Consider the following 18,646-nt stretch of genomic DNA (forward strand, 5'->3'; position numbering starts at 1 on the left):
GGAAGGATGGTGGGGCATACCATGCGCTCGGACAACGTCAAAGGACACCGGCCGGGCAACGATCCTCCACCCTCGAAGGTGGAGCGCGTGGGCCGGATCTGTCGTGAGAACGACTGCGACACCAGGCTGTCGATCTATAACAAAACGGGCTTCTGCTGGCAGCACCAGCCGTTGATCTTCCCGAACTACCGCGGCAAGCGCCTAGCCAGTCCCTAGGCGCGCCTGGAGAGGCGCTGGCGGCCGGCCCCTCCCAGGGCCGGCCGCCGTGCGCTGCGATGCGGCGCCGGGGCCGGAACGGAGGCGCCAGAGCCCCGGATCCGGCTCAGCCGCTCTTGGACTTCTGGAAGATGCCGTCGATCTCGTCGATGAGGTCGAGCAGCTTCTTGGCGACGCCTGGGTCGACCGAGTGCTTGGCCTCGCCCGCCGTCTTCGTGGCCTGCCAGAAGAGGTCGTGCAGGTTGGGGAACTGCTCGAGGTGCTGGGGCTTGAAGTAGTCCGTCCACAGCACCCAGAGGTGCTCCTTGACCAGCTCGGCGCGAGCCTCCTTGATGATCAGGGCCCGGGTCCGGAACACCTCGTCGTCAGAGGCGTGGTACTTCTCGATGATCTTTGCCACCGACTCGGCCTCGATGCGGGCCTGCGCCGGGTCGTAGACGCCGCATGGCAGATCACAGTGCGCGTGCACGACCCGAGTCGGCAAGAGCCAGGCGGCAAGGCTCTTCGCGATCATGGGCATCGTCCCTTTCGATCGGACGTCGCTGGACCACCCGACGGTACCATCCTGGTTCTCACCGGGCACGCTGGCCCGCTCCGGCTGGCGGGAGGGCGGCGGGAGGCCGGGAGGCCGGGAGGCCGGGAGGCCGGCGGGAGGTGCTGGCAGCGGGTGTGGGGACGTGGTACGGAGCGCGCCGGGTGGCTGGTCGCCGCCCTGGTCGTGCTCGCGGCGGCCGGGCTGGCGGCGGTCCGCCGGGGCCGGCTCGAGCCGATGCTGGTCCAGGGCGGCAGCATGCGGCCGACGCTGGTCCCTGGACAGCGCATCGCGGTGGCGCCGCTCCTCGGGTCCCTCGCCCGCGGGTCGGTGGTCGTGGTCCGGCGCCCGGGCGACGACCTCGAGGTCGTCAAGCGGGTGATCGGGCTGCCAGGGGAGCGGGTGCGCCTGGTCGGCGGGCGCCTCGAGGTCGACGGGCAGGAGGTCCCCGAGCCCTGGCTCGAGCATCGGTACGGCGCCGGCGCGGACCTGGACGTGGTCCTGGGTCGCGACGAGCACCTGGTCCTCGGCGACCACCGGGCCGAGAGCACCGACGGCCGGTCGTTCGGCCCGGTCGGGCGGGAACAGCTGGTCGGGGTCGTCCGGTTCGCCTACTGGCCGCCCCGGTGCCTCGCGGTGCGCGTGCGCGCCCGTTGACCCGGTCTGGATAGGATGCGTTCCACAGTCGAGGGAGGCGCGAGTGTTGGTGGTGGTGGCCGGCGGGGCCGGGTTCCTCGGAGCCAGCCTGGTCGACCGGCTGCAGGCCGAAGGGGACGAGGTCATCGTCATCGATGACCTCTCCCACGGACACCTCGCCAACCTGACCGAGGCCAGGCGCCGCGGGGGCGTCCGCTTCCACCGCATGGACGTGGGCCAGGGCGGCCTGCCCACCCTGGCCAGCCGGATCCGGGCCGACGCCTGGGTGCACCTGGCGATGACCGCCGACCCTGTCCGCGCCTGGTCGGCACCGAGCGCCGACGCCCGGGCGGTGGTTGCCGGCGTCGTCGAGATCCTCGAGGCGGCGGTGGGCAGCGGCGCCCGGGTCGTGATGGCGTCCTCTGGCGCCTACCTCTTCCCGAGCCAGCTCACCGGCATGACCAGGGTGGACGACCGGCCCGCGCCCGCCCACCCCCTTGGTGCGGGCCGTCTCGCCTGCGAGGCGTACGCCCGCGCCTACGGCGCCCGCGACCTCGAGGTGGCCATCCTGGCCCTCGGGACCGTCTACGGGCCGCGGCAGGACCCGCTAGGGGCTGGGCTGGTGGCCAGGGCCGCCTGGTCGATGCTGCAGGGCCGCCCGCCCCGGATCGACGGGGACGGCCGCCAGGCCCGCGACTGGCTGTTCGTGGACGACGCCGTTGACGCGCTGGCCAGGGCGGTCCACGCTGGTGCGGTCGGCCGGCTGCTCGTCGGCACGGGCACCGCCACCTCCGTGCTCGACGTGGTGGAGCGTCTCGCGTCGCGGATCAGCTGGACGGGTGAGCCGGAGTGGGCGCCGCCCCGCCCCGGCGACCCGCGGCGTTCCGTCCTGGACGCCAGCCGGGCCGGCAAGGTGCTCGGCTGGCAGGCGTGGACCGGGCTCGAGGAGGGGCTCGGGCTGACCGTGGACTGGCTGGAGGCGAGGTTGCCAGCCAAGCACCGGTACACTTGAGCGCCGTAGGGCCGAAGCTTGGCTCAATGTGACGGGCTGTGTAGTGAACGTGCTGTAGGTAACTTCCGCGCTGAAACGGCCCAAGCGGGCTATGGTTGGCGCTTGGACCGGTAGCGATAATCGCCCTGTTCGTTCTGCATCCGGCAGGGTGACCGACAGAGCCGTAACCGCCGCACGTCCGCGACTGTCGTGGTCCGACGAACAGCCGGTCCATATCCGAGCCATCGGCGCCGTGAGCCGAGGTCCGGACTCGAGAAAGGGACGCACGGTGGCAGCTCCGCGCAAGGCCAGCTCAAGGATCGAGACGACCAGCTATCTGCGCACCGCAGAGGTCGCCGACCTCCTGCACGTCTCACCGAAGACCGTGTCGCGATGGGCGAAGGAAGGAAAGCTGCCTTTCCTGAAGACCCTCGGCGGGCACCGCCGCTACCCGGAGGCCAAGATCCGGGAGCTGGCGAACGAGCTCCGCGAGGAGCCCACGGGCTAGGGCGGATACCTAGGGCGGATACCCTAGGGCGGGTCGGCGGAGGTCACGGCGGCCCAGCTGGGTCGGGGGCCGACCGGAGGATCGACCTAGTCGGCCCAGGTCGACCAGGGGATCGTTCGTGCCTGGTGGGCGTCGTGCTCGGTGCCGGTGCCGTTGCGCCGGCCCGGTACGGCGCCCATGAGCATCATGTGCTGTATCAGCAGGAACAGCCCGGCGAGTTCGGTGACCTCCCCGATGCTGGTCACCGTCAACAGCGGCGGCACGGCGAACCGGTCGCCGAGCACCGCGATGCGCGCCGCCGGCCTCTCGAGGACGTGCTTCGCGTCGGGGCGCTGGGGGAGCGGCTGCTCGACGGCCACGTTGCCCCGGCGCAGGGTCGCCTCGGACACCGGCACCCCGAGGTTGGCCAGCGTCACCAGCAGGTTGAGCAGCAGGCCGAGGGCGACCAGGGGCACGCCGGGAAGCCGGCCGTTGGCGCGCGCCACCCCGACCAGGATCACCAGGGCCGCGATCAGCAGCACGGCGCCGAGGGTGCGGGGCAGGCCGATCGTCCGCAGCAAAGGGGCGCCGACCACCGCCTGGACAGCCAGGCAGGCCAGGGCGAGCGTCCTGCCCTGGACATGGGTCTCCTTGAGCCCCTCCAGGCTGCCCTGGCGCAGGTAGCCAGCTAGCAGACCGGCGGCGGCGACCAGGACGAACAGCAACAGTCCACCCATGCGCTCCCAGCTCCTCGGGGGTCGTGCGCGGGCATGTAGCCTACCTGCTCGCGTCCGAGTGCGCTGTCCTTCAGGAAGGCAGGGAGGATGTCAGTCGACGATGCCGTGCTTGAGGGCGACCGCCACGGCCCGGGTACGGTCCGACACGCCCAGCTTCGTGAAGATGCGCTCCAGGTAGGTCTTGACTGTCTGCGGCGAGATCCGCAGGGCGTCGGCCACCTCCCGGTTGGTCGACCCGTAGGCGATCATCTGGAGAACCTCGATCTCGCGGGCCGACAGCGACGCCACGTTGTGCTCGCTCTTGGTGAGCTGCCGGATCTCCTCGAGGAACTGGCGGGTCAGGTTCGGGTGGATCACCGCACTGCCCTCGGCGGCAAGGTGCACCGCCCGGCCCAGCTCCCTCGCGTCGACGTCCTTGACCAGGTAGCCGGCCGCACCTGCCTGGATCGCCTCGCCCACGCGGGCCTGTGTCTCCTCGACAGTCAGGATGATGACCCTCGTGTCCGGAGCGGAGGCGGTGATCTCCCTGGTGGCGCGGATGCCGCCCAGTCGCGGCATCCGGACGTCCATGATGACCACGTCCGGATGCAGCGACTGGGCTAGCTCGACCGCCTCCTGACCGTCGCTCGCCTCGGCGACCACCTCGAGTCCCGCGTCCAGCGACAGGGCGACCCTGATCCCGTCCCGGGTCAGGGGGTGGTCGTCGGCAACCAGGATGCGAACGACTTCGCTCACGCGCCCCCCTCGCCCGTCTCCGGCAGCTTAGAGCCCAACGATCGACTTCAACGAGACGATCCGGACATGCTCACGGAGAAATCGTACAACTCGGACGAGGGGAGGGGAAGATACGAGAATCCGGTCAGCCAACCAGTGGGCGCCGGGTGCTCCGGCCTGGCCGTTTGTCAGGCGATGCGGACCTTACGGCGCGCACCCCGGCGCATTGCCCGGCGCTCCTCCTCAGAGAGGCCGCCCCAGACGCCGGCGTCCTGCGCCGTGTCCAGCGCCCACTGGAGGCATTCGTCACGAACCGGGCAGAGGGTGCAGATCGCCTTGGCGGCCTGCACCTGGGCCTCAGCGGGCCCGGTAGTGCCTACCGGGAAGAAGAGCTCCGGGTCGACATCGCGGCAGCGGGCACGATGGCGCCAGTCCATTGACATCCTCGCTTTCTCCAAGCAAAGCCCTTGGGGGAAGGGGCGCAGATCGAAGGCTTCGTGAAAGGGGTCCTGTGCGTCAGCCTGTCGATGTAGAGCGCCGTGAGTCTAGGACAGGGAAAGAAAGAATGGAAGAACCCAATCTCAGATTGACCGAAAGAATCTGCACCAAATGCTCCCCGCCCGTGGCCATACGGCACCGCCTGAGATAGTGATACCTGACTCGAGTCGCCCATGCTCTACCGAATGCTCACTACCCGTGTTACCAGGAGAAACGCCTGCAAAACAGTCGAGTCGTGTGGTCCATCGGCAAAAGTATTTAGACTCACCCCACAGTACGTAGGAGCGGTGTCTAGTTACTTCCGGTGGTCGGCGTGAGGGCCAAATATAGTCCTTCGCGTGGCCGTCCGAGGGACGGCTTCGCCGGACCCACGTGAGCGTTCGCTTGGCGGCCCTGACCGGCATGTGCAGCTTCGATGGATCAATCTTGGTTCCCGCAGATGCACGAGTTGGTCATCGAAGGTCATTATGGGGTCCCGTAGGAGCATTCTGCGGGACCCGGATGGGCGGCTCGGCCGTCCGGGCCGTTCCGGTAGGATCGCCGGGTGCGCTCGGAGCGAGCCGCACCCGGCCGGCCGGAGGTGCATAAGGGTTGCGCATTCTCGGACATCGGGGCGCACGGCTGGTGGCGCCCGAGAACACGCTCGCGGCGTTCCGCGCCGCCCTGGCCGAGGGGGCCGACGGCGTCGAGCTGGACGTCCGTCGGACGTCGGACGGCGTCCTGGTCTGCTTCCACGACTCGGGCCTCGGACGGACGACCAACGGCCGCGGCCCGCTGCGCGAGCGCACCCTGGCCGAGCTCCTCGCCCTGGACGCCGGATCGTGGTTCGACGAGGTGGGCGCCTCGGGGGTCCGGGTCTCGAGGATGTCCAGTCCCCGGGCATCGCGGAGCCCGGGCGCGTCGTGGACCCGGACTCGCGACAGCCGGACTCGCGACAGCCGGGCTCGTGACAGCCGGGCTCGTGACAGCCGGGCCCGCCGCTACCCGGGCGCCCGCGTCCCCACCCTGGCCGAGGTGCTCGACTCGCTACCCCGCACCGCCCTGATCGACGTCGAGGTCAAGGTGCGCGGCGACGGGCCCGAGGGTCCGAAGGAGGTGGCCGCGCTCGTGGCCGGCGTCCTGGCCGGCCGGGCCGACACCGGACGGGTGATGGTGACCTCGTTCTCGCGCCGGGTGGCGGCCGCGGTCACGGCCGAGCTACCCGGTGTCCGGGTCGGTCTGGTCTCGCCAAGCTTCATCCCGCTCGGCCGCGCGCTGCGGGCGGTGCAGGCGGCCGGCTGCTCGGTACTGGCCGCGCAGGCCTCCGCCTACTCCGGCCCGAAGGCCCATGTCACCACCGGCCGAGCCGTCGACGAGGGGATCCTGCTCGCCGCCTGGACCGTGGACGAGCCGGACGCCGCCCGCCGCCTCGCCGACCTGGGCGTCACCGCCGTGGTCACCGACCAGCCCGGCCATCTGGCAAGGTCCTTGCGCACCTGACCACGGGCGCGGCATGCCGCCGGGGCAACGCGCCTGGGCTACGCGCCTGGGGGCCCCCCCGGGCCTGCGGTGCCCCCGGGGCCACGCGCCCGGGTGCTGCCGGGGCCACGCGCCCGGGTGCTGCCGGGGCCACACGTCCGGGTGCCGCCCGGGGCCCCCGGGCCCGGGGGTGCCGTCGCCACGACTGTCAGGCCGGCGGGAGGAGCACCCGCCAGGCTCCGGGCAGGACGGTCACGGACCTGGGTGTCGGCTGCGGCTCACCGTCCAGCCGGCACGGCATCTCGGTCTGGAGTGTGACCGACGGTCCCCGGAACCGCGGCAGGCCATCGGGGAGCCGCTTGCGGGCGAGCCTGGCGGCCAGGCGCGCCTTGGCGGCGCCCTTGAGCGCCTCGGCCGGGACCACGAGCACGTCGAGCAGCCCGTCGCCAGGGTCCGCTCCCTCGAGGAGCCGGATGCCGCCCCCGAACGAGGGCCCGTTGCCGGCCACCACGGCGAGCGCCTCAGCCTCGAACACCTCGCCGGCCACCTCGACGCGCGCCGGCCAGGTAGGCGGCCTGAGCCCGGCCACGAGCCCGCCGACCGCGTAGGCGGCGGGGCCGAGGAGCAGCTTGATCCGGCGGGAGAGGATCTCGGTGGCCGCCGCCGCGAACCCCGCGTTGACGCCGTTGGCCGCCCTGACCCCGTCGCAGTCGAGCAGGTCGAGGGCGCGGGGAGCTCCGGCAGCCGCGGCCCGGGCGGCCGCGACGGCGTCGGCTGGCAGCCCGAGCCCGCGGACGAGGTCGTTCCCGGTCCCTCCTGGGAGCAGCGCCACGGCGGGGTCGTCCGGCCCCAGGGGGAGGCCCCCCACCGCGTCGTGGATGGTGCCGTCGCCGCCGAACACCGCGAGCAGGTCGAGGTACGAGGCCAGCTCCCTGACGACCTCGCCCGCCTCGCCGGGCAGCTGCACCGGGTGGATGGGGATCCTCCCGTAGCGTCCGCGCAGCTCGGTGAGCGCGTCCGCGACGCGGGCGAACTCCCCGGAGCCGACATGTGCGACGCAGGCTGCCCGCGGGCTCATCGGCGCGCCGCCTCCTCGGGTGGCTGTGGGGTCGCGGCCGCCGTGCTCATCGCTGTCCCCTCGCCGTGCGGCTCGGGGCCGCCCGCCAGGACCGGTGGCGGTCCTCGGGGCTTGGGGCGATCACGGTGAGCGCGGCGGGCAGGTGCTCGAATGCGACGCTGGTCCGGTCGCCCAGGTACTCGCCATCGAGCTGGAAGGGGAGGGGGATGTCGCTCTCCAGCCGGAAGCCGTGCTGGTCGTGCAGGACCGGGAAGCTCGGGTAGGTGGATCGCGGCCGGGGTGACAGCATGCCGGTGATCGCGCGCGTGATGGCCAGGCCCGACATGGACTGCCCGACCAGGACGTCGAGGCCCAGCTCGTAGCTGGCCTGTGGCGTCGGCCGGAATGCCCGGGGGCCGAGATAGGTGAACGGGTCGCCGTTGCCGACCAGGGCGAAGAAGCCGCTCATGGCCGGGCGCCGGTCGTCGAAGTGCACCGTGAGATGCGGGTGGTCGCGGTCGTAGCCGACGAGCAGCGTCTTGAGGCCGGCGGCGACGTAGGTGTGGTCGCCGTAGAGCTGCTTGGCCCGGCGCCGGCGCTCCACCTCGCGGACGATGGCACCGTCCAGGCCGAGGCCGGCACCGAACGTGAAGCGGCGGCCGCCTGCCATCCCGAGCGAGATTCGGCGCCGGGCACCCGCCGTGAGCAGCTCCAGGAGCCTCGCCGTGGCCCGCGGGGTGTCGCTGCCCGGCAGCCCGAGCGCGCGAGCGAACACGTTGGTCTTCCCCCCGCCGACCAGCCCGAGCGGGACGGCGGCTCCGGCCAGGCCGTTGACCACCTCGTTGACCGTCCCGTCGCCGCCCATCGCCGCGACCACCTCGGCGCCGCCGACCACCGCGGCGCGGGCCAGCTCGGTCGCCTGCCCAGCATGGCTGGTCTGGTAGACCTCCACCTTGTGCTCGGCGGCCAGGGCCCGGACCACGCGGTCGCGGAGACGCCCGGTGAACCTGGTCGCGCCCGGATTGACGACGAGCACCACCCGCATGCTCAGCCCGTCTCGTCTTCCTCGAGCAAGCCGGCCCGCAGCACGCCCAGGGTCCGGTTCAGCAGCCGGGAGACGTGCATCTGGGAGATGCCGAGCCGGGCCGCGATCTGCGACTGGGTCATGCCCCGGAAGAAGCGGAGGTAGAGGATGCGTCGCTCCCGTTCGGGCAGCTCGGCGATGAGGGGCCCGAGCGCGGCGCGGTACTCGAGGGCCTCCAGGCTCTCGTCGTCGGAGCCGATGTGCTCGCTGACCGTCGGGGCGTCGTCGCCGCCGGCCGGCGCATCGAGCGACACCACGGCGTAGGCGTTGGAGGTGTCCAGCCCCTCGAGCACCTCCTCCTCGGACAGGCGCACCTTGGCCGCGATCTCCTCGACGGTCGGCGACCGGCCGATCTCCTGGGAGAGCTCGGCTACCACCTTGTTGAGGGAGAGGTTGAGCTCCTGGAGCCGGCGGGGGACCCGGACGGCCCATCCCTTGTCGCGGAAGTGCCGCTTGAGCTCCCCGACGATGGTCGGGGTCGCGTAAGTCGAGAACTCCACCTCGCGCCCGAGATCGAAGCGATCGATCGCCTTCAGCAGCCCGATGGTGCCGACCTGGATGAGATCCTCGAGCGGCTCGCCGCGGTTGCGGAAGCGCCTGGCAAGGTACTCCACGAGCGGGAGGTGAAGGCCGACCAGCTCCTCGCGCAGCGCCGTGCTGCGGGTCTCCACGAACCGCCGGAACAGCTCCTTGGCATAGGCGCGGTCCCTCCCGCCCTCGTCGGAGAGCTGGGTGCGGTCCATCCCGCCCTCGTCGGAGAGCTGGGCCAGGTCCTCGGTCATGGTGCCTTCGCCGTGGAGGCGGTCCAGCGCGGGGCCGGTGTCGTCGGTCCGCCGGGCGTCCCGCGGGCCCGCTACCGTGCTCGAGTCGGAGGGCATGTCGTTCACGCTCGGCCGCCACACTTGCGAAAGCTCAGGCGGAGGCCGTCTGCCTCGGCCCGCTCGGTCACCTCGTCAGTCAGCGCGGTCAGGATCTGCCAGGCGAAGGTGTCGCGTTCCAGCGGTTCGCCACGGTCGGGCGCCTCAACCGAGACCTCCACGAACAGCTCGGCCGGCTTCAGGTGGTAGTCGATGCGCAGGGTCTCCGCGCTGCCGCGGCGGGCCAGGAGCTGCGCGCACGCCTCGTCCACGGCGATGCGCAGGTCGTCGATCTCCTCGTAGGTGAACTGGAGCTGGGCTGCCAGGCCGGTCGCCGCCGCCCGTACCACCGACAGATACGCGCCGGAGGCGGGGATCTGGATGTGCATGGTCGACATGCCCATGGCGCTCGCGGCTCCTTCGGCGCCCGGAGTGCCCGGCGCTCGCTTCTCGTTCGGCTCCGGCGGCTGCCCACCAGCGGAGCGAGAGTATCCAACCCTCACAGCCTGACCCATGCAACCAGCAGGCGGCCGATCGCGCCAGCGTCGGTCCGGTCGGCGTCGGTCCGGTCGGCGTCGGTCCGAGGGTGCGCCGTTCCCGCGGCCACCGCTTCCGGGTCTCGCCGGGCTCCCGCCGGGGCAGGAGAGCCGGCCCGCTGCCTCATCGGGCTCCTGCCGGGGCAGGAGAGCCGGCCCGCTGCCTCATCGGCTGATCAGCTGGGCGCCGCCACCCAGATGGTGCGGCCGCGGGCGGGCTCCTCGGGAATGGAGGGCCACATGGAGCGCCGCCTGGTGACTTCCAGGCCGGCGGCCGCGAACATCTGGTCCAGCTGGTCGTCGCCATACCATCGCTGCCAGTAGGTCTCGACGACCTCCACGTCCTCGACCTTCCAGCGGACGCGCTCGGCGAGCAGGTCGCCGTGCATCTCGTAGCTGGCGTCGAGCGACAGGCTGCCCGCCTCGACGTGCCGGTTCGGCTCGAAGCCGGCGTACAGGAACCGCTCCGAGAGCGGCTCGACCACGACGGTGCCGTCCGGGCCGGCGATGCGGCCCAGATGGGCCAGCGCGGCCACCACCTCGTCGGCCTCCAACAGGTAGTTGATGCCCGTGTTGAGCGCCACGACCAGGTCGGCGGCGCCGTCGGCGAAGGGGGCCGCGCGCAGGTCGCCGCAGACCAGTCCGATCGGGGCGCCGGGCCGCCGCTTGGCGGCCGCCTGCCCGAGCATCGTGGTCGACAGGTCGAAGCCGGCGACCCGGTACCCGCGGCGGGCCAGCTCGAGCACGGCGTTGCCGGTCCCACAGGCGGCCACGACGACCCGGTGGACGGGCCCCCGGGCCTCCTCGAGGCAGAGGTCGACGAAACGGTCGTAGGGAGCGCGGCGCCAGACGCGATCGTACACCTCGGCGTACCGGTCATAGGCCCCAGCTCGGGTATCCACTCCCGGTTGCCGGGATGGTCCGCGAGGGGCGGCGCGGCCCGCTTCTCGCGGGTCGGTCTGGTCCATGCAACGGCGCCCAGTCTCGTTCACGAGGGTTCTTCGCTGCAGGCCCTACAGCGCCTCGCCCGTCGGGGTGACATCGTCCACGGCACGCCGTGGCAGGCGGAGCAGCCCTTCGGCGGGACGGACACTGTCACCCTGTTCGCGAGCGTCTGTGGGAGCGGGCTGCCCAGGGTCTGCGCCGGCGGCCAGGCCAGCTCGTCGCCGTGCCCGGGCTCGCGCCGGGCGGGTGGAGGCGCCGGCCGCACGCGACTCCACGAGCCCGCGGCAGCGCCGCGGGCTCGTCGGGCACGGGATGGGGTCGTGCCGTTGGGCGCTGGCCGGGCCGGTCAGGCGGACGCGGCTGGCTTGGCGTTGCCGTTGGCCGAGCGGGAGGTGCGCCTGCGCGTGGCGGTGGTGCCGGAAGCCGCTTTGTTGGTCGAGGTGCCGGGCTTGCGGCCACGCTTTTTCAGGGTCTTGCCGAGGCCCTCGAGCTTGAGGTCCCTATAGTTCTTCTCGGAGATATCGAGCTGCTGGGTCGAGCCGTCGGGGTGACGCACGGACAGCTGATAGGCGGACCCGGCAGTGATCTCATCACCGTCAATGTCCGAAACGTACATGGTGATGGTCTTGGTGCCCATCGGACTCCTTTCACGGCGTGTCAGCGTGATCCCAAAGGAGCGCTGCCCAGATTTGGGCAAGACTAACCAGAGCCGGCGCTCTCTGCAACATCTAAGCCACTTTTCGTCCTGCGTATTTGGTGGGACGGTGCCGGCGAGATGCCCCCCGCGCAGGCGCCGCTGCCGGCGAGCCGCCTGCGAGCGCGGCTGGTGGTGCGCTGCCGGAGGGCAAACCCGGCTCCTGGCGCTGGCCGGACGGGGGCAGAAACCAGGCACCCGCCGCACCGGCCGCTGGCCGGTGCGGGCGCGTGAAAGCCATGCAGCGTAAGCGAATCACGAATTGGCGTGCGCGTGGCGACGGTCGGCCCAGCGGCCAGCGGCCGCCTCCCCTGGCACGCGGTTGCCCGCACGGCCCGGACGCCGGCCCTCGTGCACGCGTCGGCTCGGGTCCGTCCGGGATGCTCCATTCGGGCCGGCTGGCCGCTGGACCGGGGTAGGGGCTGGACCGGGGTAGGGGAGGTCCAGGTGCCCGCCCGGAACCTCACGGCGGTCTGCTGCGGACCCGGTCCTGGCAAGGTCGGTCCGTGCTCGTGCGTCATCTGCCGCCCTGGGCCAGTCGACAGGAACATGTCGCCCGGCAGGCTGGAGTGGTTCTGTGCTCTCCGCGTGATCGGCGGGGTGGGAGGCCGGCGCCGCCAGCCCTCCGGGCTGGGCACGATCTGAGCCGGGTGCTCGGGCTCGGGGCGGCCGGAGAATCGGTCGACCCAGCGATGGCCCGCAAACGCGCGACGCACTGGCCGTGGGAGCGGCATATTCCATCTTGGCTTGTCGCGTCGGCCTGTCGCGTCGGCCTGTCGCGTCCCGCGGCCGAGACCTGCTCGAGGCGGGCGGGCTGCACAGGGATCCATGGATTTCCCGTCCGGGAGCCACTGGGCAGGGTCTCCCGCGCCGCCGGAGAGCGCCCATTGCCCTGCCGGCCCCGGCTGGCCGTCCCGGGCGACGGTTGGAAAGGAGCTGCCCGAGTCAAACCAAATGTGACGATCACTCCATGCCTGGCGCCTGCCGGTGCGCTTTGCAACCACCCCGGCCGGCGCAGCCAGCGGACGGCCGTGTGCGCAGTCCCGTGTTTTCGCTTCCCTCGCGGAGGTTTGGGGCCGGCTCCACCTCCTGTGGGTCCCGCCGGGCCACCGCAAGGCGAAATGAGGCCCGCCGGGCCAGAGCACCCCGCCGACCGCGCCGCGACACGGAAAACCAGCGGTCAGCACCCACCGGGGCGGCCTGGTTTGCTCTACCGGCCAATTGCGAGGTGGCCGTCGCGGCTCACCAGGCGGATGCGGGTCAGGGCACGGAGATCGCGGAGCGGGTCGCCCCGGACCGCGACCAGGTCGGCGCGGGCGCCCGGTACCAGCACGCCGGCGTCGGCCAGCCCCAGGTGGCCCGCGGCGCCCGCGGTAGCCGCCAGCAGGACCTGGCCAGGGGTCATGCCCGCCTCGACCATGAGCCGCAGCTCCGCGACGTCGATCCCGGGCGGGGGTCCCTGGTTCCCCAGGTCGGTGCCGTAGACGATGCGGCCGCCGGCGGCCACGAACCCGGCCAGCCCCTGGCGCCTGGCCCAGGTGGGCTCGATGTGGAGGGTGGGGACCACGCTCACCGTCCGGGCGAGCCGTTCGACGAGCGAATCCGGCAGCGGCCTGCTCGTGAACGGCCAGTGGGCGAGCTCGGCCACGCCGGCCGCGAGCACCTTCTCCACCTCCCGCTCGCCGGCGACGTGCGCGGTCACCGCCAGCCCGCGCCCGCGGGCGGCCGCCACCACCGCGGCCAGCGTCGCCTCGTCCAGGGTCGGGCCGACCCGGTCGTCGAGCGCGACCTTGATGACGGTGGCGCCGGCGCCGGCGAGGTCCGCGACCGCCACGGCGGCCTCCTCCGGGCCGGCCACCGGCCGGGCCGTGCCCGGCGGAGCCCAGGCGGCACGGGTCGGATAGCCCCCGGGGACGGTCACGATCTGCCCGGCCCGGAGCAGCCTGGGCGACAGGGCTCCTGGCGCCGCCGCCGCGCGCTCGAGCACCTGGAGCCGGGCGGCCGGCCATCCCAGGTCGCGCACGGTGGTGACGCCCCCGCGGAGCACCTGCGCGGGGTCATGGAAGTCGAGATGGACGTGGGCGTCGACCACGCCCGGGAGGACGGTCAGGTCCTCGGCCCGGACCGCGCGGATCCCCTCGCCGGGCGCGACCTCGTCGCTGGGGCCGACCGCGTGGACCCGCCCGTCCCGCACGACCACCGTGTGGCCGGCGAGCGGCGGCCCTCCCAACCCGTCGAGCACGGTCGTCCCCACGAGCGCAAAGGAGGTGGCGGGGGCGGGCATGATGATGAGCCGAGCAACCGCCGGCCCCGGGCGGTGGCGGGGGCGGGCACGACCCTGAGGGTAGCAACCGCGCGCCCTGGGTGGGGGGCCGCGCGTGCGTCCCAGCCGGTACCATCCCGATCCGGGGCTGGCGCACGCTGGCCTGAGGCGTGCGAGGCCCGGCCGGGTTGGGAGGTGGGCGTGACAGCGGCGGACGGCGAGGTCGGGTTCGACCCGATCGTGCTCGAGGGCCCGCCCGACGGTGCCGCCCCGCTGCGGCTCGGCCCGCGGGTCACGCTGTACGTCTGCGGCATCACCCCCTATGACAGCGCCCACCTCGGGCACGCCTTCGCCTACGTGATGTTTGACACCCTGGTCCGCTTCCTGCGCTCGCGAAGGCACCAGGTCGACTACTGCCAGAACGTCACCGACGTCGACGACGACGTGCTGCGCCGGGCGGCCAGGGACGGCGAGGACTACCTCGCCCTCGGCCGGCGCGAGACCGCGGACTACCTCGAGGTCATGGACGCGCTCAACGTGGCCCGGCCGACCTGGTTCCCCAGGGCGACCGAGGAGATCGGGTCGATGGTGCAGCTCGCGGCCCAGCTCGTGGACGGTGGCCACGCCTACGTGGTGGACGGGACGGTGTTCTTCGACGTCACCTCCTACCCGCGCTTCGGGGACCTGTCCGGCCTGGGCGCCGAGGAGCAGGAGCGCCTGCTGGCCGAGCGGGGTGGGGACCCGGGCGACCCACGCAAGCGCCATCCGCTCGACTTCGTCGTCTGGCAGCGCAGCCTGCCCTCAGAGCCGTCGTGGCCGAGCCCGTGGGGAGCCGGCCGCCCGGGCTGGCATCTCGAGTGCTCGGCCATGAGCCGCCGCTACCTGGGCACCACCATCGACCTCCACGGCGGCGGCGCCGACCTGCTCTACCCCCACCACGAGTCCGAGCGGGCCCAGTCGGAGTCGGCCTCGCAGGCCCCGTTCGCGCGCCGCTGGCTCCACACCGGCATGGTCAGGCACGAGGGTGAGAAGATGTCGAAGTCCCTCGGCAACCTGGTGTTCCCGCGCGAGCTGTTCCGCGAGCACGAGCCGGCCGCGGTCCGCCTCGTGCTGCTCGCCCACCACTGGCGCTCGGGCTGGGAGCTCGACCCGGACGAGCTGAAGGAGGCCGCCGAGCGGCTCGACAGCTGGCGCCGGGGCGGCTGGCTCCCGGAGCGGGCCGCGACCAGGTCGACGAGGGAGCTGCCCGGGCCGGTGGGGGCGGCCCTCGCGAGCGACCTCGACACCCCGGCCGCGCTCCGGGCGGTCGACGAGCTCGCCCGCGAGGGCGACGGGGCCTCGGTCCTGGCCGCCGCCGAGGTGCTCGGGGTCCGGCTGGCCCCGTCCGGCTGACCGGAGGGCCCCGGGGTATCCACGCAGACCAGGGGCGGGTACGCTTCGCGTATGCGCGGAGACTGGGTCGAGGTACTGGTGGACACCGGCAACGGCGTGCGCTCGTTCGAGATCGCGGCGACCCGCGACGGCCGCCGGGTCGAGGTGACCACCTCGCGCACCATGGTCGAGGTGGCCGAGGTGACCCGGACCGGTCAGACCGTGCGCACGGCCCGGTTCCTCTCCGGCCGGGTGGTCGCGATCGTCGAGCACCCGGCCACCGACGGCCGGGCGCCGGCGCGCCAGCCCGCGGCCGACGATCGAGCCGCCAGGACAGCTGAGCCGTCAGGACAGCTGAGCCGTCAGGACAGCTGAGCCGTCAGCTCGACGCCCGCACCCGCCCGCCGGCCAGCCGCCTGGCGAGCGCGTCGAGCACGTTGCGCTGCGCCTCCCGGGGCCAGGTGTAGCCCTCGCGGTCCTCGTATGCCTGCTTGACCGAGCTGCTCCTGATCCGGGTCAGAGCGCCGACGATCTCCTCGTCGGTCAGGTCCAGGACCGCGGCCTCCAGGGCGGCCTTGGTCGGGTTCGTCGTGTCGGTGGCTGGCATCGGTCCTCCGCCTCGGGGCGCACGGGCTCGGCCCGAGAAGGATATGGCCCCCGGCCCGGGCCGGCTACCCGGCCAGCAGGCCGCGGAGCAGCTCGATGTCGGCGCGGTGCTCGTCCGGGCCGCCCGGGGTCTCGCAGACGACCGGGGCGCCCGCGGCCTGGACCACCGCGACCAGGGTGTCGAGGCCGATCCGGCCGCGGCCGAGGTTCTCGTGCCGGTCGCGGCCGGACCCGGCCGGGTCCTTGGAGTCGTTGGCGTGGACCAGGTCGATCCGCCCGGTGATCGCCTTGACCCGGTCCACGATGCCGTCGAGCTCCTCGCCGCCGGCGTGGGCGTGGCAGGTGTCCAGGCAGAACCCGAGGCCGAAGTCGCCCACCCGCTCCCAGAGCCGGGCCAGCGTGTCGAGCCGGCGCGCCATCGCGTGGTCGCCGCCGGCGGTGTTCTCGAGCAGGAGCGGCACGGGTGACTCGAGCTGGTCGAGCGCCTTGCGCCAGCGGGTGAAGCCCTCCCGCTCGTCGTCGTCGGCGGTGACGTGGCCGCCGTGCACGATCACCCCGGCCGCGCCCACCGCGGCCGCTCCCTCGCACGTCTGGGCGAGCAGCTTCCGGGACGGGATGCGGATGCGGTTGTTGCCGGAGGCAAGATTGATCACGTAGGGCGCGTGGACGTACACCCTCACGGGGGAGGCGGCCAGCTCGGCCGCGTCCTCGCCCGGCGGCGGCACCTTCCACCCCTGGGGGTCGCCGAGGAAGAACTGCACGCACTCGGCCCCCCGCTCGGCCGCGGCGGCCAGGCTGGCGTCCCGCCCGAGGTGGATTCCGATCGCCGGCATGCCGAGAACACTACCAGCCTCGCGCGACAAGCCGCCGACGGGCAGGGGCCGCGGCCAGCTGGGGCCCGGCTGACCGGGCTAGGCCGTGCGAGCCCTGGCCGCGGCCTCCAAGCCGAGATCCGCAATGGAGACCTCGCGCATCTTGAACTTCTGGATCTTCCCGGTGACGGTCATCGGGAACTCGTCCACGAACTTCCAGTAGCGCGGGATCTTGAAGGTCGCGATCCTGCCCTTGCACCAGCCGCGCAGCTCGTCGCCGTCGAGACCCTGGCCCTCCTTGAGTCGGACCCAGGCGCACAGCTCCTCGCCGTACCGCTCGTCCGGGACGCCGATGACCTGGACGTCGCTCACGGCCGGGTGCTGGTAGAGGAACTCCTCGACCTCGCGAGGGTAGACGTTTTCGCCGCCGCGGATGACCATGTCCTTGATCCGGCCCACGATGTTGGCGTAGCCCTCGTCGTCGAGGGTGGCGAGGTCGCCAGTGTGCATCCAGCCGGCCCGGTCGATGGCGGCCCCGGTCGCCTCCTCGTTCTCCCAGTAGCCGAGCATCACCACGTAGCCGCGGGTGCACAGCTCGCCCGGCTCGCCGCGGGGCACGATGCGGCCGGTCTCGGGGTCCAGCACCTTGACCTCGACGTGGGGGTGGACCCGGCCCACGGTCGACACCCGCTTGTCGACCGGGTCGTCGGTCTCGCTCTGGAACGACACCGGGCTCGTCTCGGTCATGCCGTAGCAGATGGTCACCTCGGCCATGTGCATGTCGGCTTGGACCTTCTTCATGACCTCGACCGGACAGGGAGACCCGGCCATGATCCCGGTGCGCAGCGTGTCGAGCTGGAACTCGCCGAAGCGGGGGTGCTCCAGCTCGGCGATGAACATCGTCGGTGCCAGGTGTAGCAAATGCACTAGCAGCAGTCCGTGCCGGGCATGGCCACGGAAGCGGCGCCACGAGGCGTCATGCGTCATCGGCTGAGGGCGGAAACCGGTCGTGCTGGCCCACACACAACGCAACTGCGACGACTCCAAGAATCGTCGCAGGGTTCCTGCACAATCGGCTCAACCGAGCGACCTACACTGCTGAGGAGAAGGCCGCGCCGCACTCCCCGCCGCGTTCCACCTCGGCGACCCCTGGCAGGAGGCCAGCATGAAGTCCCTCGTCGAGCACCCCGCCACCGGGCTGATCCTCGACTTCTCCCAGGTCGACTTCGGCGGCCCCGAGCAGGAGGAGGTCATCGCCAACTGGCAGGCACGCCGCGAAGCCAACCTGCGGCCCCTGACCTTCAAAGGCGACTTCCTGTGCTCCCAGCACCGCGACCACGAAAACCCGTGGCTGGAGCTGCGCCAACTCCCCGGGCAGATCATCGCCGCGCACTGGAAGGGCTCCGCCCTCGCCGGCAGCCACGAGATCGTCCACGGCGTCAGCGCCGAGCACCAACGGCAGGTCGAGTACGTCCAGAACGCCGGCGAGGCGGCCGGCTTCCGGGTCGAGGTGGAGAAGTTCCTTCCCACCACCAAGGTGAAGCCTGACGCGATCGTCTACGGCTCGCAGGCCGACATGGGCGTCGAGGTCCAACGGTCGCACCTGACCGTCCAGGCGGCTAGGACGCGCACCACCGAGGCCCTCCAGGCCGGGGTCACGTCGGTCTGGTTCACCGACTCCAACCGCAACCCAAAGTGGATCGGGCACGTCCCCGGGGTCCGCCTCAACCCCGCGATCGTGTGGGACAGGGTGCCCCGGCCACGGTCGGTTTCGGTGGCCGGGGTCCGGCAGATCGTGCCGCGGAACTGCCGGGCGTGGCCTGGGAGCCCCTGCCCGCGGCACAGCCGCGGGTGTAGCAAGTGGCACCCTGACCACGCCCCCAAGCTGGGGATGTTCGCCGACGACCTCGCCGAGCTGGTCCCCGTCGGCGAGCTGGTTCCCATGGAGTTCAAGACGTTCGGTGGCCGCAAGTTGGTCCTGATCGTCTCCGCCGAGGGCAAGGCCCGGTACGAGTCCATGGTGGGCCACTCTGCCGACCTGCCGGTCAAGGCGGCGGCACGCCGCGGCGCGCCGGTCGGCAGGAAGGCCTGATCGAATGCGCCACCCCCCGGGCGGGCGCGCTGAGGCCAGGTCACGTCCGCGGGGACGCCG

The 18,646-nt window shown here is 72.4% G+C and carries 21 protein-coding genes and 1 pseudogene; 8 read left to right on the top strand and 14 right to left on the bottom strand.

Features of this window, described 5'->3' with window-relative positions:
• Positions 1-216 (top strand): hypothetical protein (locus tag VG276_05925; protein ID HEV8648941.1); only part of this gene is annotated, 216 nt, incomplete at its 5' end.
• A 106-nt stretch (positions 217-322) separates the two neighbouring features.
• Here VG276_05925 and sodN read toward each other — a convergent pair.
• The gene (gene sodN, locus VG276_05930; protein HEV8648942.1) at positions 323-730 is read right to left on the bottom strand and encodes a superoxide dismutase, Ni; all 408 of its coding nucleotides are present in this window, start codon (positions 728-730) and stop codon (positions 323-325) included.
• A 153-nt stretch (positions 731-883) separates the two neighbouring features.
• On the opposite strand from sodN, the gene lepB reads away from it, so the two are divergent.
• The 3 genes from lepB to VG276_05945 all read left to right on the top strand — a co-directional run bounded on the left by lepB (position 884) and on the right by VG276_05945 (position 2,883).
• Positions 884-1,405: a signal peptidase I gene (gene lepB / locus VG276_05935; protein HEV8648943.1), complete on the top strand. Its 522-nt coding sequence runs from the start codon at positions 884-886 to the stop codon at positions 1,403-1,405.
• 43 nt (positions 1,406-1,448) lie between these two features.
• Complete coding sequence (locus VG276_05940) at positions 1,449-2,396, top strand: NAD-dependent epimerase/dehydratase family protein (protein ID HEV8648944.1); 948 nt, start codon at positions 1,449-1,451, stop codon at positions 2,394-2,396.
• Between the two features lie 268 nt (positions 2,397-2,664).
• Positions 2,665-2,883, top strand: coding sequence for a helix-turn-helix domain-containing protein (locus VG276_05945; GenBank protein HEV8648945.1), 219 nt, complete (start codon positions 2,665-2,667; stop codon positions 2,881-2,883).
• A gap of 86 nt (positions 2,884-2,969) precedes the next feature.
• On the opposite strand, the gene VG276_05950 is transcribed toward VG276_05945, so the two are convergent.
• The 3 genes from VG276_05950 to VG276_05960 all read right to left on the bottom strand — a co-directional run bounded on the left by VG276_05950 (position 2,970) and on the right by VG276_05960 (position 4,750).
• Positions 2,970-3,599 (bottom strand): DUF5317 family protein, encoded by a 630-nt coding sequence (locus VG276_05950; protein ID HEV8648946.1) that lies wholly within the window; start codon positions 3,597-3,599, stop codon positions 2,970-2,972.
• Between the two features lie 90 nt (positions 3,600-3,689).
• Positions 3,690-4,334, bottom strand: a complete 645-nt coding sequence (locus VG276_05955; protein ID HEV8648947.1) for a response regulator transcription factor — start codon at positions 4,332-4,334, stop codon at positions 3,690-3,692.
• A gap of 167 nt (positions 4,335-4,501) precedes the next feature.
• Positions 4,502-4,750 (bottom strand): WhiB family transcriptional regulator, encoded by a 249-nt coding sequence (locus tag VG276_05960; GenBank protein ID HEV8648948.1) that lies wholly within the window; start codon positions 4,748-4,750, stop codon positions 4,502-4,504.
• Between the two features lie 652 nt (positions 4,751-5,402).
• On the opposite strand from VG276_05960, the gene VG276_05965 reads away from it, so the two are divergent.
• Entirely contained in the window at positions 5,403-6,290 is an 888-nt protein-coding gene (locus tag VG276_05965) for a glycerophosphodiester phosphodiesterase family protein (protein HEV8648949.1), read from the top strand.
• Positions 6,291-6,477: 187 nt separating this feature from the next.
• Here VG276_05965 and VG276_05970 read toward each other — a convergent pair whose 3' ends face one another.
• The 7 genes from VG276_05970 to VG276_06000 all read right to left on the bottom strand — a co-directional run bounded on the left by VG276_05970 (position 6,478) and on the right by VG276_06000 (position 13,726).
• Entirely contained in the window at positions 6,478-7,347 is an 870-nt protein-coding gene (locus tag VG276_05970) for a diacylglycerol kinase family protein (GenBank protein ID HEV8648950.1), read from the bottom strand.
• A 46-nt stretch (positions 7,348-7,393) separates the two neighbouring features.
• A complete protein-coding gene (locus VG276_05975) occupies positions 7,394-8,371 on the bottom strand; it encodes a diacylglycerol kinase family protein (protein ID HEV8648951.1) in 978 nt (325 codons plus the stop codon).
• Between the two features lie 2 nt (positions 8,372-8,373).
• Entirely contained in the window at positions 8,374-9,297 is a 924-nt protein-coding gene (locus tag VG276_05980; protein ID HEV8648952.1) for an RNA polymerase sigma factor SigF, read from the bottom strand.
• Positions 9,294-9,671, bottom strand: a complete 378-nt coding sequence (locus tag VG276_05985) for an ATP-binding protein (GenBank protein HEV8648953.1) — start codon at positions 9,669-9,671, stop codon at positions 9,294-9,296. The genes VG276_05980 and VG276_05985 overlap by 4 nt, the downstream gene beginning before the upstream one ends.
• A 308-nt stretch (positions 9,672-9,979) precedes the next feature.
• Positions 9,980-10,666, bottom strand: coding sequence for a methyltransferase domain-containing protein (locus VG276_05990; protein ID HEV8648954.1), 687 nt, complete (start codon positions 10,664-10,666; stop codon positions 9,980-9,982).
• Positions 10,667-11,094: 428 nt separating this feature from the next.
• Positions 11,095-11,385 (bottom strand): hypothetical protein, encoded by a 291-nt coding sequence (locus tag VG276_05995; GenBank protein HEV8648955.1) that lies wholly within the window; start codon positions 11,383-11,385, stop codon positions 11,095-11,097.
• Positions 11,386-12,652: 1,267 nt separating this feature from the next.
• Positions 12,653-13,726 (bottom strand): amidohydrolase family protein, encoded by a 1,074-nt coding sequence (locus VG276_06000; GenBank protein HEV8648956.1) that lies wholly within the window; start codon positions 13,724-13,726, stop codon positions 12,653-12,655.
• Positions 13,727-13,906: 180 nt separating this feature from the next.
• On the opposite strand from VG276_06000, the gene VG276_06005 reads away from it, so the two are divergent.
• Both VG276_06005 and VG276_06010 read left to right on the top strand, forming a co-directional pair.
• A complete protein-coding gene (locus VG276_06005; protein HEV8648957.1) occupies positions 13,907-15,097 on the top strand; it encodes a cysteine--tRNA ligase in 1,191 nt (396 codons plus the stop codon).
• 51 nt (positions 15,098-15,148) lie between these two features.
• Entirely contained in the window at positions 15,149-15,451 is a 303-nt protein-coding gene (locus VG276_06010; GenBank protein ID HEV8648958.1) for a hypothetical protein, read from the top strand.
• Between the two features lie 4 nt (positions 15,452-15,455).
• Here the strand turns inward: VG276_06010 and VG276_06015 are convergent, their stop codons facing one another.
• From VG276_06015 to VG276_06025, 3 genes and pseudogenes are all read right to left on the bottom strand, one after another.
• Entirely contained in the window at positions 15,456-15,683 is a 228-nt protein-coding gene (locus tag VG276_06015) for a hypothetical protein (protein ID HEV8648959.1), read from the bottom strand.
• A gap of 64 nt (positions 15,684-15,747) precedes the next feature.
• The gene (locus tag VG276_06020; GenBank protein ID HEV8648960.1) at positions 15,748-16,515 is read right to left on the bottom strand and encodes a deoxyribonuclease IV; all 768 of its coding nucleotides are present in this window, start codon (positions 16,513-16,515) and stop codon (positions 15,748-15,750) included.
• Between the two features lie 78 nt (positions 16,516-16,593).
• Positions 16,594-17,412: pseudogene (locus VG276_06025) on the bottom strand (AMP-binding protein).
• A 247-nt stretch (positions 17,413-17,659) separates the two neighbouring features.
• On the opposite strand from VG276_06025, the gene VG276_06030 reads away from it, so the two are divergent.
• A complete protein-coding gene (locus VG276_06030) occupies positions 17,660-18,586 on the top strand; it encodes a hypothetical protein (GenBank protein ID HEV8648961.1) in 927 nt (308 codons plus the stop codon).
• Positions 18,587-18,646: the final 60 nt, after the last annotated feature.

It is taken from the genome of Actinomycetes bacterium (assembly GCA_036000965.1).
Classification (GTDB): domain Bacteria; phylum Actinomycetota; class CALGFH01; order CALGFH01; family CALGFH01; genus DASYUT01.